This is a genomic window from Phenylobacterium sp. (genome assembly GCF_037968635.1).
In the GTDB taxonomy this organism is placed as follows: Bacteria; Pseudomonadota; Alphaproteobacteria; order Caulobacterales; family Caulobacteraceae; genus Phenylobacterium.
Genome location: NZ_JBBKVV010000012.1, coordinates 1 through 21939 on the forward strand (window position 1 = coordinate 1; position 21939 = coordinate 21939).

Annotated in this window: 26 protein-coding genes, 1 pseudogene and 1 riboswitch; of the genes and pseudogenes, 15 read left to right on the forward strand and 12 right to left on the reverse strand. The window is 68.2% G+C overall.

The annotated features are described in order from the left end of the window. The 6 genes and pseudogenes from AAC997_RS01385 to AAC997_RS01410 form a co-directional block, all read left to right on the forward strand. Positions 1 to 888 (forward strand): annotated as a pseudogene (locus AAC997_RS01385) (chromosome segregation protein SMC); the annotation flags it as partial. 216 nt (positions 889 to 1104) lie between these two features. Beyond that, on the forward strand, positions 1105 to 1452 hold the full coding sequence (locus AAC997_RS01390; RefSeq protein WP_340643907.1) for an AtpZ/AtpI family protein: 348 nt from the start codon (positions 1105 to 1107) through the stop codon (positions 1450 to 1452). Positions 1453 to 1463: 11 nt separating this feature from the next. Next, positions 1464 to 2288, forward strand: coding sequence for a F0F1 ATP synthase subunit A (locus AAC997_RS01395; protein WP_340643908.1), 825 nt, complete (start codon positions 1464 to 1466; stop codon positions 2286 to 2288). A gap of 31 nt (positions 2289 to 2319) precedes the next feature. Beyond that, positions 2320 to 2547, forward strand: coding sequence for a F0F1 ATP synthase subunit C (locus tag AAC997_RS01400; RefSeq protein ID WP_340643909.1), 228 nt, complete (start codon positions 2320 to 2322; stop codon positions 2545 to 2547). Between the two features lie 22 nt (positions 2548 to 2569). Continuing rightward, complete coding sequence (locus AAC997_RS01405; RefSeq protein WP_340643910.1) at positions 2570 to 3160, forward strand: hypothetical protein; 591 nt, start codon at positions 2570 to 2572, stop codon at positions 3158 to 3160. Positions 3161 to 3163: 3 nt separating this feature from the next. Continuing rightward, positions 3164 to 3658 carry an ATP F0F1 synthase subunit B gene (locus AAC997_RS01410; protein ID WP_340643911.1) on the forward strand — a complete coding sequence of 165 codons (495 nt, stop codon included), beginning with the start codon at positions 3164 to 3166 and terminating at the stop codon, positions 3656 to 3658. A 57-nt stretch (positions 3659 to 3715) separates the two neighbouring features. Here AAC997_RS01410 and AAC997_RS01415 read toward each other — a convergent pair whose 3' ends face one another. From AAC997_RS01415 to AAC997_RS01445, 7 genes are all read right to left on the reverse strand, one after another. Continuing rightward, positions 3716 to 4108 (reverse strand): PGPGW domain-containing protein, encoded by a 393-nt coding sequence (locus tag AAC997_RS01415; protein ID WP_340643951.1) that lies wholly within the window; start codon positions 4106 to 4108, stop codon positions 3716 to 3718. A gap of 393 nt (positions 4109 to 4501) precedes the next feature. Continuing rightward, positions 4502 to 6085 (reverse strand): aminomethyl-transferring glycine dehydrogenase subunit GcvPB, encoded by a 1584-nt coding sequence (gene gcvPB, locus AAC997_RS01420; protein ID WP_340643912.1) that lies wholly within the window; start codon positions 6083 to 6085, stop codon positions 4502 to 4504. Beyond that, positions 6085 to 7428, reverse strand: coding sequence for an aminomethyl-transferring glycine dehydrogenase subunit GcvPA (gcvPA, locus tag AAC997_RS01425; RefSeq protein ID WP_340643913.1), 1344 nt, complete (start codon positions 7426 to 7428; stop codon positions 6085 to 6087). The genes gcvPB and gcvPA overlap by 1 nt, the downstream gene beginning before the upstream one ends. A gap of 6 nt (positions 7429 to 7434) precedes the next feature. After that, positions 7435 to 7800, reverse strand: coding sequence for a glycine cleavage system protein GcvH (gene gcvH, locus AAC997_RS01430; RefSeq protein ID WP_340643914.1), 366 nt, complete (start codon positions 7798 to 7800; stop codon positions 7435 to 7437). A gap of 13 nt (positions 7801 to 7813) precedes the next feature. Further along, a complete protein-coding gene (gcvT, locus tag AAC997_RS01435; protein ID WP_340643915.1) occupies positions 7814 to 8926 on the reverse strand; it encodes a glycine cleavage system aminomethyltransferase GcvT in 1113 nt (370 codons plus the stop codon). Positions 8927 to 9084: 158 nt separating this feature from the next. Next, a riboswitch (glycine riboswitch) is annotated at positions 9085 to 9175 on the reverse strand. A gap of 108 nt (positions 9176 to 9283) precedes the next feature. Beyond that, on the reverse strand, positions 9284 to 11083 hold the full coding sequence (gene argS / locus AAC997_RS01440; RefSeq protein ID WP_340643916.1) for an arginine--tRNA ligase: 1800 nt from the start codon (positions 11081 to 11083) through the stop codon (positions 9284 to 9286). Next, positions 11080 to 11772, reverse strand: coding sequence for a Tat pathway signal sequence domain protein (locus AAC997_RS01445; RefSeq protein WP_340643917.1), 693 nt, complete (start codon positions 11770 to 11772; stop codon positions 11080 to 11082). The genes argS and AAC997_RS01445 overlap by 4 nt, the downstream gene beginning before the upstream one ends. A 121-nt stretch (positions 11773 to 11893) precedes the next feature. Here AAC997_RS01445 and ispH point away from each other — a divergent pair, with 121 nt between their 5' ends. The 4 genes from ispH to AAC997_RS01465 all read left to right on the forward strand — a co-directional run bounded on the left by ispH (position 11894) and on the right by AAC997_RS01465 (position 14935). Continuing rightward, entirely contained in the window at positions 11894 to 12856 is a 963-nt protein-coding gene (ispH, locus tag AAC997_RS01450) for a 4-hydroxy-3-methylbut-2-enyl diphosphate reductase (protein ID WP_340643918.1), read from the forward strand. 102 nt (positions 12857 to 12958) lie between these two features. Continuing rightward, complete coding sequence (gene thrB, locus AAC997_RS01455) at positions 12959 to 13924, forward strand: homoserine kinase (protein ID WP_340643919.1); 966 nt, start codon at positions 12959 to 12961, stop codon at positions 13922 to 13924. Beyond that, the gene (gene rnhA / locus AAC997_RS01460; RefSeq protein WP_340643920.1) at positions 13921 to 14376 is read left to right on the forward strand and encodes a ribonuclease HI; all 456 of its coding nucleotides are present in this window, start codon (positions 13921 to 13923) and stop codon (positions 14374 to 14376) included. Before thrB ends, rnhA begins: the two co-directional genes overlap by 4 nt. Before the next feature lie 61 nt (positions 14377 to 14437). Beyond that, entirely contained in the window at positions 14438 to 14935 is a 498-nt protein-coding gene (locus tag AAC997_RS01465; RefSeq protein ID WP_340643921.1) for a MarR family transcriptional regulator, read from the forward strand. On the opposite strand, the gene AAC997_RS01470 is transcribed toward AAC997_RS01465, so the two are convergent. The 3 genes from AAC997_RS01470 to AAC997_RS01480 are packed head-to-tail and all read right to left on the reverse strand — an operon-like array spanning position 14898 to position 16801. After that, on the reverse strand, positions 14898 to 15362 hold the full coding sequence (locus AAC997_RS01470; RefSeq protein ID WP_340643922.1) for an NfeD family protein: 465 nt from the start codon (positions 15360 to 15362) through the stop codon (positions 14898 to 14900). The genes AAC997_RS01465 and AAC997_RS01470 overlap by 38 nt on opposite strands. A gap of 4 nt (positions 15363 to 15366) precedes the next feature. Next, positions 15367 to 16338 carry an SPFH domain-containing protein gene (locus AAC997_RS01475; RefSeq protein WP_340643923.1) on the reverse strand — a complete coding sequence of 324 codons (972 nt, stop codon included), beginning with the start codon at positions 16336 to 16338 and terminating at the stop codon, positions 15367 to 15369. A gap of 31 nt (positions 16339 to 16369) precedes the next feature. Further along, entirely contained in the window at positions 16370 to 16801 is a 432-nt protein-coding gene (locus AAC997_RS01480; protein WP_340643924.1) for a TIGR02301 family protein, read from the reverse strand. A 126-nt stretch (positions 16802 to 16927) separates the two neighbouring features. On the opposite strand from AAC997_RS01480, the gene AAC997_RS01485 reads away from it, so the two are divergent. Next, positions 16928 to 17428 carry a hypothetical protein gene (locus AAC997_RS01485; protein ID WP_340643925.1) on the forward strand — a complete coding sequence of 167 codons (501 nt, stop codon included), beginning with the start codon at positions 16928 to 16930 and terminating at the stop codon, positions 17426 to 17428. Here the strand turns inward: AAC997_RS01485 and AAC997_RS01490 are convergent. Next, positions 17406 to 18347, reverse strand: coding sequence for a LysR family transcriptional regulator (locus AAC997_RS01490; protein ID WP_340643926.1), 942 nt, complete (start codon positions 18345 to 18347; stop codon positions 17406 to 17408). The genes AAC997_RS01485 and AAC997_RS01490 overlap by 23 nt on opposite strands. A gap of 123 nt (positions 18348 to 18470) precedes the next feature. Here AAC997_RS01490 and AAC997_RS01495 point away from each other — a divergent pair, with 123 nt between their 5' ends. The 4 genes from AAC997_RS01495 to AAC997_RS01510 all read left to right on the forward strand — a co-directional run bounded on the left by AAC997_RS01495 (position 18471) and on the right by AAC997_RS01510 (position 20816). Further along, positions 18471 to 19169, forward strand: a complete 699-nt coding sequence (locus tag AAC997_RS01495; protein WP_340643927.1) for a pirin family protein — start codon at positions 18471 to 18473, stop codon at positions 19167 to 19169. A gap of 63 nt (positions 19170 to 19232) precedes the next feature. Next, on the forward strand, positions 19233 to 19832 hold the full coding sequence (gene wrbA, locus AAC997_RS01500) for an NAD(P)H:quinone oxidoreductase (RefSeq protein ID WP_340643928.1): 600 nt from the start codon (positions 19233 to 19235) through the stop codon (positions 19830 to 19832). Between the two features lie 166 nt (positions 19833 to 19998). After that, entirely contained in the window at positions 19999 to 20364 is a 366-nt protein-coding gene (locus AAC997_RS01505; RefSeq protein ID WP_340643929.1) for a metalloregulator ArsR/SmtB family transcription factor, read from the forward strand. Beyond that, positions 20361 to 20816: an SRPBCC domain-containing protein gene (locus AAC997_RS01510; protein WP_340643930.1), complete on the forward strand. Its 456-nt coding sequence runs from the start codon at positions 20361 to 20363 to the stop codon at positions 20814 to 20816. Before AAC997_RS01505 ends, AAC997_RS01510 begins: the two co-directional genes overlap by 4 nt. A 78-nt stretch (positions 20817 to 20894) precedes the next feature. Here AAC997_RS01510 and AAC997_RS01515 read toward each other — a convergent pair whose 3' ends face one another. Then, entirely contained in the window at positions 20895 to 21869 is a 975-nt protein-coding gene (locus AAC997_RS01515) for a nitronate monooxygenase family protein (protein ID WP_340643931.1), read from the reverse strand. Between the last annotated feature and the right edge of the window lie 70 nt (positions 21870 to 21939).

The following is a 21939-nucleotide window of genomic DNA, read 5'->3' on the forward strand; positions in this document are numbered from 1 at the left end:
GAGGGCGCCCGCGCCGACGCCGACCGCGCCGTCCGCGCCAGCGACGCCGCCGCCAGCCAGGCCCGCGAACTGCGCGCCAGCCTGTCGGCCAGGCTGGAGGCCGCCGCCGAGCGCCTGGCCGAGATCACCACGCAGATTCGCGAGACCGCTCGTGTTGAACCAGAGGACTTGGCTCGGAGTCTGGCCGACGCCGCCATCGCCATCCCCGGCGACGCCGGCGGCATGGAGGCCCACCTCTACAATCTGGAGCGCCAGCGCGACGGCATCGGCCCGGTGAACCTGCGGGCCGAGGAAGAGGCCGCCGAACACGCCGCCCGGCTGGAGACCATGCAGGCCGAGCGCCTGGACCTGACCGGGGCCATCGGCAAGCTGCGCCAGGGAATCGACGAGCTGAACGGCGAAGGCCGCGAGCGCCTGGTGGCCGCCTTCGAGGTGATCAACGAGCACTTCAAGACCCTGTTCGAGAGCCTGTTCGAGGGCGGCGTCGCCGAACTGCGCCTGGTGGAGAGCGACGATCCGCTGGAGGCGGGCCTGGAGATCTTCGCCTGCCCCCCCGGCAAGCGGATGGCCACCATGAGCCTGATGAGCGGCGGCGAGCAGGCCCTGACGGCGGCGGCCCTGATCTTCGCGGTGTTCCTGGCCAATCCGGCCCCCATTTGCGTGCTGGACGAGGTGGACGCGCCGCTGGACGACGCCAATGTCGACCGCTTCTGCAACCTGCTGGACGAGATGCGCCGCCGCACGCAGACCCGCTTCATCGCCATCACCCACAACCCGGTGACCATGGCGCGCATGGACCGGCTGTTCGGCGTCACCATGGCCGAGCGCGGCGTCAGCCAGCTGGTCTCGGTGGACCTGCGGCAGGCCGAGGCCATGGCGGCGCAGTAGTCAGACGCACTCTCCGGCGGGCCGGAGAGGTCTGCGATACCCCCGCCTCAAGACTCACGGCCGAGACCGTTTGCCGCGGGCCGAAAAGCTGATAGAAATCAGTCTCTTAAATAACAGTTTCCCGACCTTGACGCACTGCACCCGGCTCTATAGGTTCCGCCGCGACCTGGCCGGGCCGCGGACAGTTGTCATGGTCGCCCTAAAGGCCTGAAGCAGATGCCGCAGCCAAAAGAGACGAAGACCGAGGCCTACAGCCTCGAGAAGCGTCTCGAAGCGGCCGAGACTGCGCAGACCCGCAGGATGAGTGGCGAAAGCCACAGGGCGATGGCGCAAGGATACCGCTTCATTGGGGAAGTGGTAGGTGGGGTGCTGATGGGAGCCGGCCTCGGCTGGCTCTTAGATCGCTTCGTCGGTTCGGCCCCTCTGGGGTTGATCGGCGGACTGCTGATCGGCTCGGGGCTCTCGATATTCGTGGCGGTTCGCACCGCCACGCGGATGAGTAAGGACGCGATGGCGAAGGCTGGGCCGACGCCCAGTGTCATCGACGACGAAGACGAGGATTGAGGACGAAATTGGTGGAACAACCGACCATCGACCCGATGCACCAGTTCCTGATCCACAAGATCGTGGAACTGCCGTCGTTCACCATCGGGGGCCTCGTCGTCGACATGTCGATCACCAACTCGGTGGCCAGCATGCTCGCCGGCGCCGTGATCCTGGTGGCCTTCTTCGCGCTGACCGCGCGCGGCCAGCTGGTGCCCAACCGCGCCCAGGCCGTGGCTGAAGCCTTCTACAACATCGTCGACCGCATCCTGGTCAGCCCGATCATCGGCCCCGGCGGCAAGCCGTACATCCCCTACCTCTTCACCCTGTTCATGGTGATCATGGTGCTGAACCTGATGGGCGTGGTGCTGGCCCTGGGCAATCTCGGCGGCCTGTCCCTGACCTTCACGGTCACCTCGCAGCTGGCGGTCACCGCGACCCTGGCGGTCCTGACCTTCTTCAGCGTCTTCATCCTGGGCTTCATCAAGCACGGCCCGAAGTTCCTCGGAATCTTCTTCCCGTCCGGCATGGGCATCTTCGGCGCGATCGCCATGGCCCCCATCGAGATGATCTCCTACTTCGTGCGTCCCGTGACCCTGGCCATGCGACTGTTCGGCAACATGCTGGGCGGCCACGTGGTGATGAGCCTGTTCGGCTCCTTCGTGGTGGCGCTCGGCATCGTGGGCCTCTCGGGTGGTCTGGCCACCCTGGCCTTCATCCCCAGCGCGCTCTCCTTCGGGATGATCGTCGCCCTGACCGGCCTGGAGCTGGTGGTGGCGATCCTGCAGGCCTTCGTGTTCACCGCGCTGGCCACCGTCTATCTCAACGAGGTCGTGAACTTCGGTCACGGCCACTAACCCCTACTGTTTCTCAAGAGGACTAATCAAAATGGAAGCTGAAGCCGCGAAGCTCATCGGCGCTGGCCTGGCCACCTCGGGCATGATCGGGGCCGGTATCGGCCTGGGCACCCTGTTCGGCAACTACCTGCAAGCCGCGATCCGCAACCCGTCGGCCGCCGCTGGTCAACAGGCCATGCTGTTCCTGGGCATGGCGCTGACCGAAACCATGGGCCTGTTCGCCTTCGTGGTTTCGCTGATCATCCTGTTCGCCAGCTGATCTGACGGACCGGGCGTCCCCGATGCAGACTCACGAAGATACAGCCGCTGCGGGCCACGAGCCCGCCGCGCCTGGCCATGAGCCCGGGGCGACCGGGGCGCATGAGGGTGCGGCGGCGGGCCACGAGTCCGCCGGCGGCCTGCCGCAGTTCGACTTCACCTGGTGGCCAGGCCAGATCGCCTGGTTCCTGATCATCTTCTTCGCCCTGATGGCGTTCATGCGCTTCTTCGCGACGCCGAAGGTGGGCGGGACGATCGATGCGCGCGAAGGCAAGATCACCGGTGACATCGCCGACGCCCGGCGCATGAAGGATGAGGCCGACGCCCAGGCTCGCGCCGCGGCGGCCGAGTCCGCCGAGGGTCACGCCCAGGCGCGCAAGGTCGCTTCTGAAGCCCGGGCCAAGGCCAAGGCCGAGATCGCCGCCCGGCTGTCCGAGGAAGAGGTCAAACTCGCCGCGGTCGCCGCGCAAGCCGAGGCGCGTATCGCCAAGGCCCGTGATGCGGCCATGGCCAATGTCGCGACGATCGCCGGCGAAACCGCCCAGGCGATCGTGGCGAAGCTGACGGGCAAGACGGCCACCTCGGCCGAACTGTCCGCCGCGGCGAAGGGATAGGCGATGTTGGAACTGCTTACCGACGGCCACTTCTGGGTCGGCGTCGCCTTCGTCACCTTCTTCGCGGTCCTGGCCTTCGCCGGGGTCCACAAGTTCGCCTGGACGGCGTTGGGTGAAGCCGGGGCCAAGGTCCAGGCGCAGCTCGACGAGGCCGAGGCGCTCCGCAAGGAAGCCCAGGACCTGCTCGCCGGCATCAAGGCCCAGCGTGAACAGGCCGAGAAGATGGCGGCCGAGATGATGGCCAACGCTCAGGAAGAAGCCAAGCGCATGGGCGTCCAGGCCCAGGCCGACCTGGTGGAGCAGATCAAGCGCCGCGGCGAACTCGCCGAACGCAAGATCGCCACCGCCGAGGCCCAGGCCGCCGCCGACGTGAAGGCCGCCGCCGCCGACCTGGCCGCTCAGATCGCCGAGAGCGTCCTGACCACCCGGCTGGCCGGCATGACCAACGATCCCCTGATCGACGGCGCGATCAAGCAGATGGGCGCCAAGCTCCAATAGGAACTGACGCCGGACGTTCAAAGGCCTCCCTCGCGGGAGGCCTTTTTCGTTGGGGGTCTAGGACGCCCGAGGGCGGCGGAAGCGCCGCCGGGTCTTGACCGCGAAGCGCAGTTTGCGCGGAACGATCAGACGCTCGATGCGCAGGGTCTGCTGCCAGGCCACGGCCAGGATCTCCGGCTCGCGCCGCAGCAAGCGGCGGATCGGGAACACCATCTTCGGGTGTGCGTGCTGGAAGCGAACGAAGGTGCGCCGGGCCTTGAAGGAGTTACGCAGCACCAGCATCAGGCCGACCACGATCACAGGCAGGCCGCCCGGGCCCGGCAGGGGCGCGACAGCGATACCGGCCAGCACGATCACCACCCCGAGCGAGGCCAGACTGACGCGCACCATCCGACCCACAACCTCGCGGGCGTAATCATCGGAGGCGCGCAGGGCGCGCACGCTGGGCATGGCGTAGGACACTTTGGTTCAAACCAGGGGTTCTGACGCGCGCCTGCTTGGGAAGGTCAGGCGGTCGTCGTTAAGCGCATATGCGAACGCACAAGAGAGTCGTAAAGGCGACGTCCGCGTTAAATTTTAAGGTTTATGCTCAATTTGGGGTTCGCGCGGCGCCAGAGCCACACTCCCCCCGAGCCCAAACCCCGGCGAGCCAGGTTCGGCCGAGCCGTCACCGACGCGCATCAAGCGGCGCGCACCAGAGATGGCGTAGGACTGGATATTCAACCTGGAATGCGCGGCCCGCCCGATCTGGGGAGGTCGTTCGGCCACCGCGCACCAACAGGTATGAGAACGTCCGGGCGACTCGTAAAGGTTCGGACGGGTTAAATTTCGTCCAGACTGTTGCTATTCAGCCGCCATGGGCGTCGGCGCCACAGTTGTGGGCTCTGGGCGCCACGTCAACCGAGGCTTGCGGGCGGCCAGGGTCTCATCCAGACGTCGCATCGGCGCGAGATAGGGCGCCCCGGTGAACCGCTCCGCATCGCCGGCCTTCGCCGCTTGCGCCAGCAAGGTCAGGGCGTTGCAGAACCGGTCGAGCTCCTGTTTGGACTCCGTCTCCGTGGGCTCGATCAGCATCGCCCCATGCACCACCAGCGGGAAGTACATGGTCATGGGGTGGAAGCCCTCGTCGATCATCGCCTTGGCGAAGTCGAGCGTGGTGACCCCGGTGCCCTCCAGCCAGCTGTCGTCGAACAAGGCCTCGTGCATGCAGGGCCCGTCGGGGAAGGCCGGCGTCATCACCGGCGACAGCTTGGCCTTGATGTAGTTGGCGTTGAGCACCGCGTCCTCGGCCACCTGCCGCAGGCCGTCGGTCCCGTGGCTGAGCATGTAGGCATAGGCGCGGACGAACATGCCCATCTGGCCATGGAAGGCGACCATGCGGCCGAAGGTGTCGGCGGCCTCATCCTGCGCCTCCTCCACCAGCTTGAAGCCCTCTCCGGCGCTCACCACCCAGGGGGTGGGCGCGTACGGCGCGAGCGCGGCCGACAGCACCACCGGGCCCGCACCGGGGCCTCCGCCGCCATGAGGCGTCGAGAAGGTCTTGTGCAGGTTGATGTGCATGGCGTCGACGCCCAGGTCGCCGGGACGCACGCGACCGACGATGGCGTTGAAGTTGGCGCCGTCGCAGTAGAAGTAGGCTCCGGCCTCATGGGTCAGACGGGCGATCTCGATGATGTCGCGCTCGAACAGGCCGCAGGTGTTGGGGTTGGTGACCATGATCGCCGCCACGTCGGGCGACAGCTTGGCCGCCAGATCAGCGAGGTCGACGCGGCCGTCGACCGTCTGGGCGATCTCGGCGACGTCATAGCCCACGAAGGCCGCGGTGGCCGGGTTGGTGCCGTGGGCGGAGGTGGGCACCAGGACAGTGCGGCGATGGCCCTGGCCCTTGGCCTCGTGGGCCGCCTTGATGGCCAGCAGGCCGCACAGTTCGCCGTGGGCGCCGGCCTTGGGCGACAGGGCGACGGCGGGCATCCCGGTGAGGGTCTTCAGCCAGTGGGCCAGACGGTCCATCAGCTCAAGCGCGCCCTGGGTCGTCGACTGCGGGGACATCGGGTGCAGGTCGCCGAAGCCCGCCAGCCGGGCCATCTTCTCGTTGAGGCGCGGGTTGTGCTTCATCGTGCACGAGCCCAGCGGATAGAGGGCCAGGTCGATGGCGTGGTTCTTCTGGGACAGGCGCACGAAGTGGCGCATGGCCTCGGGCTCAGAGAGGCCCGGGAGGCCGATGGGCGACGTGCGGACCAGATCGCCCAGGTCGGAGGCGACCTGGGACGGCATATCGAAATCGACGCCGGTCTTGTCCCAGCCGTCCATCTCGAAGATCAGGGCCTCATCCTGCAGCAGGCCGCGGGCGCCGGTGAGCGAGGCGTGGGCGGAAGAGGCGCCGGCAGCCTGGGGCTGGGTCGGGCGGCCGATATTGGACATGGCCATCAGGCGGTCCTCCCCTTCAGAGCCTTGGCGAAGGCGGCGATATCATCCCGCGTCGTGGTCTCGGTGGCGGCCACCAGCAGCACGTCGTCCAGGCCGGCCTTGGGGTCGAGGCGGCTGAAGGGCACGCCGGCCACCACGCCGTCGGCCAGCAGGGCCTCGACGACCTCGGCGGCCTTGCCGGGAACGCGCACGGCGAACTCGTTGAAGAAGCGCGGCGTGAGAATCTCCACACCCGGCACGGCGGCCAGGGCGTCGCGCAGCTCGCGGGCCCGGCTGTGGTTCAGGGCCGCCAACTGTCGCAGGCCCCGCTCGCCCAAGAGCGTCATGTGGATGGTGAAGGCCAGGGCGCAGAGACCCGAGTTGGTGCAGATGTTGGAGGTCGCCTTCTCGCGGCGGATATGCTGCTCGCGGGTCGACAGGGTCAGGACGAATCCTCGCGCGCCGTCGGCGTCCACGGTCTGGCCACAGAGTCGGCCGGGCATCTGACGGACGAACTTCTCCCTGGCGGCGAAGAGGCCGACATAGGGGCCGCCATAGTTCAAGCCGACCCCGATGGACTGGCCCTCGCCGACGGCGATGTCGGCGCCCATCTCGCCTGGCGACTTCAGCAGGCCGTAGGAGACCGCCTCGGTGGTCACCACGATCAGCAGCGCGCCGGCGGCGTGGGCGGCGTCGGCGATCTTCGTCACGTCGGTGACCACGCCGAATACGTTGGGGGTCTGGACCACGACGCAGGCGGTGTCGGCGTCGATGGCCGAGAGCACCGCGGCCTCGGCGTCGATGGCCACGGCCTGGCGGGTGATGTCCATGCCCTCGGCGTGCGCGATGGTCTGAGTGACCGCCGCATAGTGAGGGTGCAGGCCGCCCGACAGCACCGCCTTCTTCCGGCGCGTGACCCGCTGGGCCATCATCACCGCCTCGGCGCAGGCGGTGGAGCCGTCGTACATCGAGGCGTTGGCGACCTCCAGGCCGGTCAGGGCCGCCACCTGGGTCTGGAACTCGAACAGCACCTGCAGGGTGCCCTGGGCGATCTCCGGCTGGTAAGGCGTGTAGCTGGTGAGGAACTCCGACCGCTGGATGATGTGATCCACCGTGGCCGGTACGTGGTGCTTGTAGGCCCCTGCCCCGCAGAAGAACGGGCCCGCGCCGGCCGGGCGATTCTTGGCCGCCAGGGCCGACAGCGCGCGCTCCACCTCCATCTCGCCGGCGTGCGGCGGCAGGTCGAAGAGCTCGGCCTTGCGGGCGGCGGCGGGCACGTCGACGAACAGGTCATCGATGGTGGCCGCGCCGATGACGCCGAGCATCTCGGTCCGGTCGGCCGCGGTCAGGGGTAGATAGCGCATGGGTGCTTACAGGGTCCCGAGGAAGGCTTCGTAGGCGTCACGGTCCATCAGGGCGTCGTACTGCCCCTTGTCGGCGATCTTCAGCTTGGCGAACCAGCCGCCGGATTCCGGCACGGCGTTGACCGTGTCTGGCGCGTCGCCGAGCGCCGTATTGGTCTCCACCACCTCGCCCGAGATGGGGGCGTAGACATCGGAGGCCGCCTTGACGCTCTCGACCACCGCGAAGCCGTCGCCGGCCTTCACGGTCTTGCCGACCTCAGGGGTCTCGACGAACACCACGTCGCCCAGTTGTTCTGCGGCGTAGGCGGTGATGCCGATGGTGGCCACGTCGCCCTCCAGGACGACCCACTCATGATCCTTGGTGAAACGCATCGGGGTGATCTCCTCAGATCTTGCGGACGTAGCGGTTGGGAACGAAGGGCATGCGCACGACCTCGGCGGCCTGCGGCTTGCCCCGCACGATGACTTTCAAAGACGTGCCGAGCGCGGCCAGGGCCGGTGGCACGAAGCCCATGGCGATGGGGTAACCCAGGCTGGGGGAGAAACCGCCGGAGGTGACGACGCCGACCACGGCGCCCGATCCGTCGGCGATCTGCGCGCCCTCGCGGGCCGGGGCGCCTTCCAGCACCTTCAGGCCGACCCGCTTGCGCGACGGGCCCTCGGCCAGTTCCTGGGCGATGCGCGACGCGCCGGGGAAGTCGCGCGCGTCGCGGCGCTTCACAGAGACGGCGAAGGCCAGGTCGGCCTCGATGGGGCTGACAGTCTCATCGACGTCATGACCGTAGAGCGGCAGGCCGGCTTCCAGACGCAGGGAATCCCGCGCGCCCAGGCCGATGGGGCGGACGCGCTCGTCCTCCAGCAGCAGGTTCCAGATGGCCTCCGCCTGGTGGTTGGGCACGGAGATCTCGTAGCCGTCCTCGCCGGTATAACCCGAGCGAGAGATCAGGATGTTGGTTCCAAAGCCCGGCATGGCGCGGGAGTCCATGAACACCATGCGCTGGGCGGCGGGCAGGTGGCGGCCGATGACGGCGGCGGCCTCCGGCCCCTGGATCGCCAGCAGGGCGCGGTTCTCCAGACGCTCGATGGTGACCTGGCCGGCCAGCTCGTTGTCGATGACCTTGAAGTCGTTGTCCTTGCAGGCGCCGTTGACCACCACGAACAGGCCGTCATCGTCGGGGCGGGCGGCCATCAGGTCGTCGATCACCCCACCCTTCTTGTTGAGCAGGACGGAATAGCGCTGCTTGCCGGGCTTCAGGCCGATGAAGTCGCCGGGCGTGATCTCCTCGAAGGCCGAGAGCGGCGAAACGCCCCGCAGCCGGGCCTGGCCCATATGGGAGACGTCGAACAGGCCGGCGTGCTCGCGGGTCCAGAGATGCTCCTTGAGCACGCCGTCCCTGTACTGAACCGGCATGGAATAGCCCGCGAACGGCACCATGCGCGCACCGGCTTCCACGTGCGCGGCGGCGAGCGGGGTGGTCTTCAGGGCTTCATCGGACACGTGTGAGACTCCGGCTGACGATTGCAGGCGCAGACGGAAAAGCTCCGCCGTCGCCCTGCCCCCGCTGTCCTTGGGCCTGAGAGATTTCAGGTCGCTCGCGCGGCCCTTGCTCCTTCGGCGAGCGCTCCCAAAGAAGGAGCGCTACTTTCCAGCGTTCATCAGCCTTCGCGGTCCGTTTGCCTGAGCGTTTCCGGGGCGGTTGCGCCTTCGGCTCCGGGCTCGAAGCCCGGTCTCTCCCGCGAGAGTCGAGGCGGAACCTGTTCGAAGGGCCGTCGGGAGTCAACGCGCAAAGTCGAGTGGCCCAGCGCCGTGCGCGGGTTGGCGTGCAGAAGTCCGATCGCGACCGTTTTCTGGTCGCTACATCCGCGCCGGAGCGGCGATGCCCAGCAGGTCCAGGGCCTGCTCCAGCTGGCGCAGGGTGGTGTCGGCAAGCGCCAGGCGGGAGGACCGCAACACCGGCTCCGCCGACAGGATCGGACAGGCGGCGTAGAAGCGGCTGAAGGCCTGGGCGAGCTTGAAGGCATGCTCGGCCACGAAGTGCGGGGCGCGCTTCTCGTAGGCGTCGGTGAGCGCCTGATCAAAGGCGTCCAGCAGCAGGACGAGATCACGCTCGGCCGGATCGGCCACGGTGATCGGGCCGGTCCTCACGCCCTCGTCGGCCGCCTTGCGCAGCAGGGATTTCACCCGCACCGACTGGTAGAGCAGATAGGGGCCGGTCTTGCCCTCGAAGCTGGAGAAGCGGTCGAGGTCGAAGACGTAGGAGGTGCCGCGGAAGTTCTGCAGGTCGGCGAACTTGAGCGCCGCGACGGCCACCTTGTGGGCGGTGTCGTCGAAGGCGTCTGGGTCGAGCTCGGCGCCCAGGTCGGCCTCACGCAGGCGCTCGCGCGCCTTGGTGCGGGTCATCTCGATCAGGTCGTTGAGCTTCAGCACCCCGCCCTCGCGGGTCTTGAAGGGCTTGCCGTCGAGCCCGTTCATCGTGCCGAAGCCGATATGCTCCAGGCTGCCCTCCGGCGCGTAGCGGGCGAGGTATGCCGCGCGGAACACCACCTCGAAGTGGTCGGCCTGACGCTGGTCCACGACATAGAGGACGTGGTCGGGATCGAAGCTCTTCTCCCGGTCCAGCACGGTGGCCAGATCGGTGGTGCCGTACATGGCCGAGCCTTCCGACGAGACCACCAGCAGAGGCGGCAGGTCGCGCTTGTCGCCCTGGCGGGCGACACGGATGATCCGGGCGCCCTGGTCGTCCACCAGCAGGCCCTTGTCGTCCAGGTCCTTGACCATGGGCGCGATCAGCTCGTCGACGTCGCTCTCACCCTTCCAGAGGTCGAAATCGACGCCCAGGGAATGGAAGTCCCGCTCCAGGGCGACCTTGGTCACCCGGGCGAAGTGGCGCCACAGCAGGTGGTAACCCGGCGTCTTGGACTGGAGCTCGGCGGTCAGCTTGCGGGCCCGCTCACGGTATTCGATCTCGGCCTTACCCTTGGCCGCGGCTTCCGGGTAGAGCCGGTCCAGGTCATCCAGGCTGACGCGATCCTGCAGGGCGGCGAAGGCGGTCTTTTCCTCTTCCGGCGTGATCGCGGCGGAACGGCTGTTGAGTTGCTCCATCAGCGCCTTCACGAACGCATTCTCGTCCATGACGGCGCCGATCAGCAGGCCCATCTGGTAGCCCCAGTCGCCAAAGTGGGCGTCGCCCACCACCAGGTCGCCCCGGAACCGGTAGATGCGCTTGATGGCCTCGCCGATGATGGACGAGCGCAGGTGGCCCACATGCATCGGCTTGGCGACGTTGGGCCCGGCATAGTCCACCAGGATCCGCCGGGCGGTCTCGACCGTGGCCGCGCCCAGCCGCGGGTCGGCGGCGATCTCGTTGGCGCGCTCGGAAAGGGCGGCGTCGGAGATCCGCATGTTGATGAAGCCGAGGCCGGCGATCTCCACCATCGACAGGCGCGGATCGGCGGCCAGGGTCGCGGTGACCCCGGCGGCGATCTCGCGGGGATCACGGCGCGCGGTCTTGGCGGCGGCGAGCGCGCCATTGCACTGGAAGTCGGCAAGGTCGGGCCGGTCGGACGGCGTCACGCGTCCGAGCTCAGCCGGCAGGCCCGCGGCGGCGAAGGCGGCGGCGACCGCTTCGCTCAGGCCCCTTTTCAGGTCGCTCATTGAGGGTCGGTATTCCCCGCCGCGGCGACGGCCGCTGTGCCGGCGTTCACCCGGAAGCGTTTGCCATCACGGTTGAAGGCCGCCATCTGCGGTGTGACGTCGAAGCCGACAAGGACTTCGAAATTGGCGCCGCTGGTGGTGTCCTTGGCGCGCGGAATAACGATCTGGGCCATCTTCTCGGTGGCGTAGACCCGGTCCTGGCCGGGGCCGAAGCTGACGGGCAGGTCGAAATACTGCTTGGCGATGACCGCTTCGTTGCGTTTCGTCACGGCCACCCAGTAGCGATAGGTGTTGGAGGCGCCCTGCGCCTGCGGGCCCTTGCCCAGCTCGAACAGCACTTCCATCTCGACCTGGATCGGCTGGTCGTCCTTGTACTGGCAGCCGGCGGAGATTCCCTGAATCTCGCCGGAATAGCCGACATTGGCCGAGGCTTCCTTGGCGTCCTTGAACTCGATGTAGCGGCCGGCGTCGTAAAGCACCTTCACGAACGGGCACGGACCAGCGTTGCGCAGGGCGGCGAGCGGCGCCTGGACGTTGTTCCATTCTTCCTTGGATTTCTTCTTCTTGGCCGCCTCCTTCTCCTGGCGCTGCTCGTCGCGGCGGGGCGAGGACTGGGCAAGGGCGATATCGGGCAGGGCGACCGCGGTTGCCATGAAGGCGCAGGCGGCGAGCAGTAGGGAACGGCGCATGGGGTCGTCCAGACAGAGGAACAGGGCGCGGAGGTCCGCGCGGTCGGCCTTGTACTACTGGCTATCGATTGAGGCCGCAACGCGGCTGGCGGTGGAAGCGCTGGACGCTTAGTTTGGGGGCATGTCCGAACCGACCCGCCCCCGCCGCCCCCTGACGGTCCTGCTCGCCACCCCGCGCGGCTTCTGCGCCGGGGTCGACCGCGCCATCCAGATCGTCGAGCGCACGATCGAGAAGTATGGCGCGCCCGTCTATGTCCGCCACGAGATCGTCCACAACCGCCATGTGGTCGACCGGCTGAAGGCCCTGGGCGCCATCTTCGTCGAGGAGCTGGACGAGTGCCCCACCGACCGGCCGGTGGTGTTCTCCGCCCACGGCGTGCCCAAATCGGTCCCCGCCGACGCCAAGTCGCGCAACATGCTCTATCTCGACGCCACCTGCCCGCTGGTCTCCAAGGTCCATGTGGAGGCGCAGCGCCACTACGACGCCGGCATGGAGATCGTGCTGATCGGTCACGCCGGCCATCCGGAAGTGGTCGGCACCATGGGCCAGCTGCCCGAGGGCGCCGTGACCCTGATCGAGACGGTGGAGGACGCGCGAGCCTTCACGCCGAAAGATGCGACCAATGTCGCCTTCGCCACCCAGACCACGCTGTCGGTGGATGACACCGCCGCCATCGTCGCGGCCCTGCGCGAGCGGTTCCCGGAGATTTCGGCGCCGCACAAGGAGGACATCTGCTACGCCACCACCAACCGCCAGGAGGCGGTGAAGACCGTCGCCGCCCGCAGCGACGTCCTGCTGGTGCTGGGTTCCGCCAACTCCTCCAACTCCGTGCGGCTGGTGGAGGTCGCCAAGCGTGAGGGTGTGGCCCAGGCCCACCTGATCGACGACGCCTCCTTCCTCGACCTCTCATGGATCGACGGCGCCCAGACCGTCGGCGTCACCGCCGGCGCCTCGGCCCCGGAGGTTCTGGTCCAAGGGGTGATCGACGCCCTGGGTGAGGCCTTCGACGTCACGGTGGAGGAGGTCGACGCCGTCCGCGAGACCGTCAGCTTCAAACTGCCCCGGGTGCTGGTGGAGGGCTGATCTCGCCGATCGGCACGTCCGCTGACCATGACGGCGGTGAGGACCCTCGGGTGGTCGCCAAGACTTGACGCCCGGCGCGGGCTCCCCCATCCCGAGCCCAGCATGGCCGTCTACACCGACATCAACGATGAGGAGCTCGCCCTCCTGCTCGCCGACTACGACATCGGGACCGCCGTGGCGTTCAAGGGCGTCGCCGAGGGCGTCGAGAACTCCAACTTCATGCTGGAGACCACGGCCGGACGCTATTTCCTGACCGTCTACGAGAAGCGCATGAAGGCCGAGGAACTGCCGTTCTTCCTGGACCTGATGCGCTGGCTGGCCCGGCACGACTATCCTTGCGCCTCCCCGGTCGCCGACCGCGCAGGCCAGACCATCAAGCAGGTGCGCGGCAAGTTCGCCGCCGTCATCGAGTTCCTGCCGGGCCTCTCGGTCCGCCGCCCCACCGCCGCCCATTGCCGCGAGGCCGGCGAAGGCCTGGCGCGGCTGCATCTGGCCGCGCAGGGTTTTCCAGGCACGCGGAGCCCCGCCCTGGGCCAGACCGCCTGGGCGCCGCTGTTCGCCACCCTGCGGGACGACGCTGAGGCGCTGAAACCCGGCCTCGCCGCCACCATCGAAGCCGACCTGGAGCGGCTGGCCCGGACCTGGCCAAAGGGCCTGCCCCAGGGGATCATCCACGAGGACTACTTCCCCGATAATGTCTTCTTCGCGGGCGGGAAGTTCGCTGGGGCGATCGACTTCTATTTCGCCTGCGTCGACACCCTGGCCTACGACATCGCCGTGGCCCTGAACGCCTGGTGCTTCGAGGGCGACGGCAGTTTCAACATCACCAGCGCCCGCGCCCTGGTGGCCGGCTACGAGACCCACCGCCCCCTCAGCGCCGCCGAACGGCAGGCCCTGCCGGTCCTGGCCCACGGCGCGGCCATGCGGTTCTTCCTGACGCGGCTCGAGGCCTGGGGGTCCACCCCGGCCGGCGCCATGGTCCGCCCCAAGGATCCGCTGGAGTACGAGCGCAAGCTGGCGGTTCATCGCGAGGCGCCGGATCTGGTCCTCTTCGGGGATCAGGCGTGAGCGAAGCCAAGGTGGTGATCTATACCGACGGCGCCTGCTCGGGGAATCCAGGGCCGGGCGGCTGGGGCGCGGTGCTGATCTCCGGCGGTCATCGCAAGGACATCTGCGGCGGCGAGCCCGACACCACCAACAACCGCATGGAGATGATGGCCGCCATCCAGGCGCTGGAGGCCCTCACCAAATCCTGCCAGGTCGAGCTGCATACCGACTCGACCTACGTGATGAAGGGCATCTCGGAGTGGATCCACGGCTGGAAGAAGCGGGGCTGGAAAACCGCCGACAAGAAGCCGGTGAAGAACGAGGACCTGTGGCGCCGCCTCGACACCGCCCGCGACCGTCACACCGTCGACTGGCGCTGGGTGAAAGGTCACGCCGGGCACGAGCTGAACGAGCACGCCGACTTCCTGGCCGGCAAGGGCCTGAAGGAAGCCCTGATGAAAGCCCGCACCTAGCTCTTGAAGCTGGACCGCCGATCTCCCATATCGTTCAACAGTGAACGATATGGAGGCGCGCATGACGACGCCAACCCCTCGCAACCCGCCCGCCGTGCAAGACCAGCCCTATGTGGAGGTCTTCACAGAGATCGGGGCCATCGAACACTACCTCCGCGCGGCCGTGATCAAGCACCTGCCGGAGGGCATGACCCACGCCCACTTCGAGATGCTGCAGTGGTTCATGCGCTACGGCGACGGCCAGACTCCCGCCGAGCTGGCCCGCATGATGCTGCTGACCAAGGGGGCGATCACCAACATCCTGCAGAAGCTGGAGAAGATGGGTTTTGTCGTCGTGCTCGCCGACTGCGCCGATCGCCGCAAGAAGCGAGTGAAGATAACCCGGGCCGGCCTAGAGGCCTCGGGCGCCATCATGAAGGACATGAAGGCCAAGACCGAAGCCCTCCGCGACGGCTTCACCGATGACGAGTTCCGCGCCGTGACACCGTTCCTGAAGGCCCTGCGGGTCTTCCTGTCGGAAATCAGCGAGCTGGGCGCACCCGCAGCCGCGCACCGCTGACCCCGGTCACCTCCATCGGGGCGCCGTCGGCAATCAGGAGGTCCTCGTCCAGTTCGGCCGCCCACTCCTTGCCGTCAATAAACACACGTCCGGCGCGGCCGCGGAAATCGGCGACCGCCCTGCCGTGATGACCCACCAGGCGGGCGGTGTTGTCGTTGATATCCTCGGCGTCTCCCGGCTGCTGCGGCGGCCAGAAGCGGCGCGCCAACAGGGTGGTGACGATGGTCATGCCGGCATAGAGACCGACCGCTCCGACCCAGCCCAGCTGGGGAAACAGCAGCACGGCCACGGCGACGGCCGCGGCGCTGGCGGCCGGCCACAGCAGCCAGCCGGAGCCGGTCGAGACCTCGGTCGCCAGGATCAAGGCGCCGATGGCCGCCCACACCCAGAAGGGGTTGGCGACCACCAATTGGATCAGGCCGTCCATCGGATCAGCTCCCCGCCCGGGGAACCGCCGTGGCGCGCGGCGCGGGCGGACGCGGCGGCGGGCTGTCGGACTGGATCGACTTCACCAGCTCGCCGATGCCGGCGATGGAGCCCACCAGCGAGCCCATGTCGGCGGGGACGATGACCGTCTTCTGCTGCGGGCTCTCGGCCAGCTTGGCGAAGGCCTCGACGTATTTCAGGGCCACGAAGTAGTTGATGGCGTTGACGTCGCCGCTGGCGATGGCGTCCGACACCAGCTTGGTGGCCTCGGCCTCGGCGCCCGCCGCCCGTTCCCGGGCCTCGGCGTCGCGGAAGGCGGCCTCGCGGCGGCCTTCCGCCTGCAGGATCGCCGCCTGTTTGGCGCCCTCGGCCACGGTGATGGCGGCCTGCTTCTCGCCGTCGGCCTCGGTGATCACCGCCCGGCGCTCGCGCTCGGCCTTCATCTGGCGCGCCATGGCGTTGGTGATGTCCGGCGGCGGCTGCAGGTCCTTGATCTCGATGCGGGCCAGCTTCACGCCCCAAGGGCTAGTGGCCTGGTCGATGACGTCCAGCAGGCGGGTGTTGATCTGGTCGCGCTGCGACAGCACCTCGTCCAGCTCCATGTTGCCCACCACGGTGCGCAGGTTGGTCATGGTCAGCTGGGTGATGGCGTAGTCCAGGTTGGTCACCCGGTAGGCGGCGGCCGCGGCGTCCATCACCTGGATGAAGACGATGGCGTCCACCTGGACCGAGACGTTGTCCTTGGTGATCACATCCTGGCGCGGCACGTCCAGCACCTGCTCCATCATGTTGATTTTCCGCCCCACGCCTTCGACGAAGGGGGTCAGAAAGGAGATGCCGGGCTTCAGGGTTCGGGTGTAGCGGCCGAACCGCTCCACGGTGTATTCGCGCCCCTGGGGGACGATCTTGATGGCGCCCAGCACAATGACCAGGGCTAGGATCAGGAAGGCGATAGACGCGATTGTGGCTGCAGCCATGACGAGCTCTCCGACACTACGTCCGGAGAGCTTAGCGCGGAGCTTGCGCGCCTGTCGCGTTCATCTCGAAGATGGTGGGCGGCGCCTCACGTTCGGTCTTGATCATCACCTTGGCCAGGCGCTTGGAGATATCCAGGCCGTGGTTGGCCGCGGCCAGTTCAGCCCGACGGCTGGCCGGGGTGCAGGCCTGGAACTCGCTCTGGCGAGAGGCGAAACCAGTGTTGAAGCTCGCCTTCAGCCGGCCATCGAGCGCCGTGTCGGGCTTCTCGTTGCTTACCAGGTTCATCATCCGCGTGCGCCAGAACTGGTCCTCAAGACCGGCGCAGGCCTGGCGCAGGGCATGGCTCTCACCCAGCACGTAGGCCAGGTCGACCAGGCTCTGGCGCAGAGCGGGGCTACGGTCCTGGGCAAGGACCGGGAGCGCCACAGCGGCGAGCGCAAGGGTGAGCATCAGACGGCGCATGGCGTCATTTAAGAAGCTCTTACCGCTCTTGTCATCCCGTCGCGCGCACGAGGCGAGCGCCATTCTCCTGCCGCCGGATGCGCGGAAATCGGCTAAATCCGGGCCGACTCGATCCAAGGACCTGTCATGCGCATCGCCACCCTCGCCGCCGCCATCGCCGCTCTGGCGGTCGCCGCCCACGCCGCCAGCCCCGCAAAGGCGCCGACCAAGCCGTCAGGCCCGTTCGATGTGCGCGATCCCTCAGCTCTGATCACCCTACTGAGGACGATGGACGCCAAGGCGGAGATCGCCAGGACCGAGGCCACCGTGGTGTTCCTGAACATCACGACCCCGGGCGGTGATTTCGGCGCCCAGTACGTTGATTGCGACGCCCAGGGGAAGGCCTGCCGCGCCCTGATCTTCTCCACGGCCTTCGCGGCCAGGGGGATCGGCCTTGGTCAGATCAACAGCTTCAACAAGGGTCAGGTGGCCTGCCGGGCGTTCCTCGCCGACGACGGCAAGCCCAACATCGCCTACGCCACCCTGGTGAACCTGCGAATGACCACCGAGGAGGTGAAGCAGCACATCGGGGTCTGGCAGGGGTGCCTGGGCAGCTTCGCCTCGTTCACGAAGAAGGTGGGCGACTAGCCTCCTCAGCCACCGCCCAGGCCGCTGTCGAAAGGCGCGCCGCCAGGAAGTCGTAGAGCACCCGAACCCGCGCCGGCCGCAAGCGCCCGGGGGGCGAGACCAGATGCAGGGCGATGGGCGGGGTTCGCCAGTCGCACATCACCGCCTCGATCGTGCCGTCCGCCAGCTCGGGCCAGACGATGAATTCCGGCTGCAGGGCCAGGCCCAGGCCCTCCCGCAGGGCCGGGATCAGGGCGTCGGAGTTGTTGACCTTCAGGGGGCCGGAGACGGTCACCGATTGCTCGCCCTCGTTCGCGTGGTCGAACCTCCAGACCTCCGGCGTCAGGACATAGGCGTAGGTGAGGGCGCGGTGGAACAACAGGTCGCGGGGATGCTCGGGCCGGCCGTGTTCCGCCAGATAGGCCGGCGATCCCACCAGCACCAGCCGCACCCCGCATAGCCGGCGCGACAGCAGGGAGGAGTCGGCCAGGTTGCCGATCCGCAAGCCGAGGTCGAAGCCCTCCCCGACCAGGTCGACCTTCTGATCCGACAGGCTGAGGTCGATGGAGACCTCCGGATAGAGCCGTAGGAACTCCGGCAACAGGGGGGCAAGGTGCCGGTTCCCGAAGGACATCGGCGCGGCCAGGCGCACCAGACCCTGGGGCGTCGCCGACTGGGCGGCGGCCTCCGCCTCCACCGCCTCGCCCTCGGCCAGGATGCGGCTGGCCCGCTCCAAGGCCGTGCGGCCGCTCTCGGTCAGGGCGAGTTTGCGCGAGGTGCGGTGGAACAGACTGGTCCCCAGCCGCTGCTCCAGCCGCGACACCGCCTTGGAAACCGTGGCCTTGGAGAGCTCCAGTTCGACGGCGGCGCGGGCGAAGGCGCCAGTCTCGGCCACCTTGGCGAAGACCGCCCAGGCTTCGAAGTCAGGCAATCGGGACATGACGAATTCCGAAACGATCTGTTTCCATCGTTTCTATTTCGGAACGTGCGGGAAGGTCTACCTTGATCTCAACAGCGGCGCGGCCCTCCGGCCAGCGCCCCTCACCAGACAGGAGACCTCGAGATGATCGAACGCAGAGCCTTTGACTCCCTCGGCGGCGCCGACCACGGCTGGCTCGACGCCAAGCACCACTTCTCCTTCGCCGAATATCACGACCCCGCGCGCATGGGCTGGGGCCCGCTCCGGGTCTGGAACGACGACAAGATCGCGCCGAACTCCGGCTTCCCGCCGCACCCCCACGCGAACATGGAGATCATCACCTATGTCCGCACCGGGGCCATCACCCACAAGGACAGCCTGGGCAACGAAGGCCGTACCGAGGCCGGCGACGTCCAGGTGATGAGCGCGGGCTCGGGCATCCGTCACGCCGAGTTCAACCTGGAAGACGAACCCACCACCCTGTTCCAGATCTGGATCCAGCCCAACAAGACCGGCGGAGCTCCCAGCTGGGGCGCCAAGCCCTTCCCCAAGGGTGACCGCGCCGGCCGGTTCGTGACCCTGGCCAGCGGCGTCGACGGCGACACCGACGTCCTGCCGATCCGCACCAACGGCCGCGTCGTGGCCGCCACCCTGAAGGCCGGCGAGACCGCGGAATACGAACTGGGCGCCGACCGATTCGGCTACCTGGTGCCCGCCACCGGCTCGGTGGAGGTCAATGGCGTCACCCTGAACGCCCGTGACGGCGCCGCCATCCGCGACGAAGCCACGGTCCGGGTCACCGCCCTGGAAGACGCCGAACTCGTCCTCGTCGACGCCGCCTAAACCCCTTCCGCCCCGGTGAAAGCCGGGGCGGCCTCTTTCCTTCTCCTCCCCAGGAACCCCGCCATGACCAAGGTCCTCGTCCTCTACCATTCGGCCTACGGGCACATCGAAACCATGGCCAAGGCCGTGGCCGAAGGCGCCCGCGAAGCCGGCGCCACCGTGGACATCAAGCGCGTCCCCGAAACCGTCCCCGAAGAGATCGCCAAGGGCGCTCACTTCAAGCTCGACCAGGAAGCCCCCATCGCCAAGATCGAGGACCTGGCCGACTACGACGCCATCATCGTCGGCGCCGGCACCCGGTTTGGCCGCATGCCCTCGCAGATGGCGGCCTTCCTCGACCAGGCCGGCGGCCTCTGGGCCAAGGGCGCCCTGCACGGCAAGGTCGGCGGCGCCTTCACCTCGACGGCCACCCAGCACGGCGGCCAGGAGACCACCCTGTTCTCGATCATCACCAACCTGCTGCACTTCGGCATGGTGATCGTCGGTCTCGACTACGGCCACGCTGGCCAGATGACCCTCGATGAGATCACCGGCGGCAGCCCCTATGGCGCCTCGACCATCGCCGGCGGCGACGGTTCGCGTCAGCCTTCCGAGAACGAGCTCACCGGCGCCCGCTACCAGGGCCGCAAGATCGCGCAGACCGCCGCCAAGCTGGCCGCGTAGCCGACAGGCCGTCGTTCCGCCCCCCCGGAGGACGACGGCCACCGCCGCCGAGGCTGACCCCCAGCCCGGCGGCCCGCGAGGGGTGGAGGCGTCGCACACACTGCGCCTCCACCCTGACCGCGCGCACAGATTGACAAGCCCCCGCGCCGCTCAAATAGTACACCGTATGGTGAACTATGAACCCCGCGACCTTGACCGGCTCTTCACCGCCCTGGGCGACCCGACCCGCCGGGCGATCCTGGCGCGCCTGGAGCAGGAAGACAGCCTGTCCATCAGCGCCCTGGCCGAACCCTTCGCCATCAAAATGCCGGCGGTGATGAAGCACCTCGACGTCCTCGGCGACGCCGGATTGATCACCCGCACCAAGAGCGGCCGCACCGTCGCCGTGCGCCTCGTGCCCGACCCCCTGCGCGCCGCCACCGACTGGTTGGCCCGCTACGAGCGTTTCTGGACGCCCAAGCTCGACCGGCTCGCCGCCCACGCCGAGGCCAGGGAGCGCGAAGCCCGCGCGACGGAGGGCCAAGGCGAATGACCAGCCTCACCCTCGTCCGCCGCATCGCGGCCCGGCCGTCCATCGTCTTCGAGGCCCTGACGACCCAGGACGGGATCGCCGCCTGGTGGGGCCCCGACGACCTGCCGCTGCTGACGTCGGAGATCGACGCCCGGGTCGGCGGCGGTTACCGGGTCCGTTTCCAGACGCAGGATGGCCGCGAGCACGAGGTGTTCGGCGAATATCTGGAGGTCAACCCGCCGCGCCGCATCGTCATGACCTGGCGCTACGCCTTCGGCGGCGAGCCTGAGGAGGGCGAGGCCACCTCCCGCATCGAGATCGAGGTCGCGCCCTTCGATGGCGGCTCCGAACTCACCTTCACCCACTCAGGCCTGAAGAATCCCGCCTCGGTGGCCAGCCACACCCACGGCTGGACCGGCTCGCTGGCCAAGCTCGTTCGCCTGTTCGACGATCCTTGGAAGAACCCGCGATGAAGCGCGCCCGCCTTGGCCAGGCTTCGCGACGGCCCACCTCCCCACATCGGCGCTGCGGGCCTGTGGAAGGACCTGAGCCTAGGCCGTCACCTTCACCAGCTTGCTCGCCCGGCCGAGTGCGGTTTCCGCCTCAGAGATAAGGTTGGCCACGATCTGGGCCGCCGGCAGCACCGTGTGGATGCCGCCCGCCGACTGGCCCATGGCGAAGCAGGACTTGTCGGCGTCCAGGCCTTCGATCTGGCCGCCGATGCCGCCCATCACCCCGGCCTGGCTGGAGATCATCGCCTGCATCGGGAAAGGCTGGATGTCCTGGGGACGGGTCTCCCAGTCCTCCACATAGGGGTTCTTGCGCACGCGCATGGGCTTGCCGGAATAGGACCGTGTGCGGACGGTGTCCTCGTCGGCGGCTTCCACGATGGTCTGGCGGTAGAGTTCGCCGGCATGGGCCTCGTTGCTGGCGATGAAGCGGGTGCCCATCCAGACGCCGACGGCGCCCAGGGTCAGGGCCGCGGCCAGGCCGCGTCCGTCGTAGAGGCCCCCGGCCGCCACCACCGGGATCTTCACGGCCTCCACCGCCTGGGCCACCAGGGGCATGGTGCCCACGAGGCCGGTATGGCCGCCGCCCTCGCCGCCCTGGCAGATCACCGCGTCGCAGCCGGCCTGCTCGGCTTTCACCGCGTGCTTCACCGCGCCGCAGACCACCATGACCTTGAGGCCGGCCTTCTTCAGCTTCTCCATGATCGGCATGGGCACGCCCAGGCCCGCCACGAAGCTGGAGGCGCCCTCGTCGATGATGATCTCCACCGAGGCCGTCAGGCTCTCAGGGCTGGCGGCCAGCAGGTCGACGCCGAAGGGCTTGTCGGTGAGGCTTTTGACCTTGCGCATCTCGTCGCGGATGAAGTCGGGCGTGCGGCCGGCCATGCCCAGCACGCCATAGCCCCCGGCGTTGGAGACCGCCGCCACCAACTCGGCATAGGAGACGCCCCCCATGCCGGCCAGCATGATGGGGTGCTTGACCCCCAGGAGGTCACAAAGCGGGGTGTGCAGGGTCATGGCGTTTTCTCCCGAAGTCTCGTTGAACGCAGGATGGCGCCGCAGCATGACGAAGGGAACCGTGACCCTG

Excerpts from the sequence above, each read along its gene's own strand:
- ispH (WP_340643918.1), top strand. The coding sequence starts at position 11,894 with ATGTCCGAACCGACCCGCCCCCGCCGCCCCCTGACGGTCCTGCTCGCC.
- AAC997_RS01410 (WP_340643911.1), top strand. The coding sequence starts at position 3,164 with ATGTTGGAACTGCTTACCGACGGCCACTTCTGGGTCGGCGTCGCCTTC.
- AAC997_RS01495 (WP_340643927.1), top strand. The coding sequence starts at position 18,471 with ATGATCGAACGCAGAGCCTTTGACTCCCTCGGCGGCGCCGACCACGGC.
- argS (WP_340643916.1), bottom strand. The coding sequence starts at position 11,083 with ATGAGCGACCTGAAAAGGGGCCTGAGCGAAGCGGTCGCCGCCGCCTTC.
- AAC997_RS01405 (WP_340643910.1), top strand. The coding sequence starts at position 2,570 with ATGCAGACTCACGAAGATACAGCCGCTGCGGGCCACGAGCCCGCCGCG.
- AAC997_RS01515 (WP_340643931.1), bottom strand. The coding sequence starts at position 21,869 with ATGACCCTGCACACCCCGCTTTGTGACCTCCTGGGGGTCAAGCACCCC.
- gcvPB (WP_340643912.1), bottom strand. The coding sequence starts at position 6,085 with ATGGCCATGTCCAATATCGGCCGCCCGACCCAGCCCCAGGCTGCCGGC.
- thrB (WP_340643919.1), top strand. The coding sequence starts at position 12,959 with ATGGCCGTCTACACCGACATCAACGATGAGGAGCTCGCCCTCCTGCTC.
- gcvPA (WP_340643913.1), bottom strand. The coding sequence starts at position 7,428 with ATGCGCTATCTACCCCTGACCGCGGCCGACCGGACCGAGATGCTCGGC.
- AAC997_RS01470 (WP_340643922.1), bottom strand. The coding sequence starts at position 15,362 with ATGGACGGCCTGATCCAATTGGTGGTCGCCAACCCCTTCTGGGTGTGG.
- AAC997_RS01390 (WP_340643907.1), top strand. The coding sequence starts at position 1,105 with ATGCCGCAGCCAAAAGAGACGAAGACCGAGGCCTACAGCCTCGAGAAG.
- AAC997_RS01485 (WP_340643925.1), top strand. The coding sequence starts at position 16,928 with ATGCGCATCGCCACCCTCGCCGCCGCCATCGCCGCTCTGGCGGTCGCC.
- AAC997_RS01465 (WP_340643921.1), top strand. The coding sequence starts at position 14,438 with ATGACGACGCCAACCCCTCGCAACCCGCCCGCCGTGCAAGACCAGCCC.
- AAC997_RS01415 (WP_340643951.1), bottom strand. The coding sequence starts at position 4,108 with ATGCCCAGCGTGCGCGCCCTGCGCGCCTCCGATGATTACGCCCGCGAG.
- AAC997_RS01480 (WP_340643924.1), bottom strand. The coding sequence starts at position 16,801 with ATGCGCCGTCTGATGCTCACCCTTGCGCTCGCCGCTGTGGCGCTCCCG.
- wrbA (WP_340643928.1), top strand. The coding sequence starts at position 19,233 with ATGACCAAGGTCCTCGTCCTCTACCATTCGGCCTACGGGCACATCGAA.
- AAC997_RS01510 (WP_340643930.1), top strand. The coding sequence starts at position 20,361 with ATGACCAGCCTCACCCTCGTCCGCCGCATCGCGGCCCGGCCGTCCATC.
- AAC997_RS01505 (WP_340643929.1), top strand. The coding sequence starts at position 19,999 with ATGGTGAACTATGAACCCCGCGACCTTGACCGGCTCTTCACCGCCCTG.
- gcvH (WP_340643914.1), bottom strand. The coding sequence starts at position 7,800 with ATGCGTTTCACCAAGGATCATGAGTGGGTCGTCCTGGAGGGCGACGTG.
- AAC997_RS01490 (WP_340643926.1), bottom strand. The coding sequence starts at position 18,347 with ATGTCCCGATTGCCTGACTTCGAAGCCTGGGCGGTCTTCGCCAAGGTG.
- AAC997_RS01400 (WP_340643909.1), top strand. The coding sequence starts at position 2,320 with ATGGAAGCTGAAGCCGCGAAGCTCATCGGCGCTGGCCTGGCCACCTCG.
- AAC997_RS01475 (WP_340643923.1), bottom strand. The coding sequence starts at position 16,338 with ATGGCTGCAGCCACAATCGCGTCTATCGCCTTCCTGATCCTAGCCCTG.
- AAC997_RS01445 (WP_340643917.1), bottom strand. The coding sequence starts at position 11,772 with ATGCGCCGTTCCCTACTGCTCGCCGCCTGCGCCTTCATGGCAACCGCG.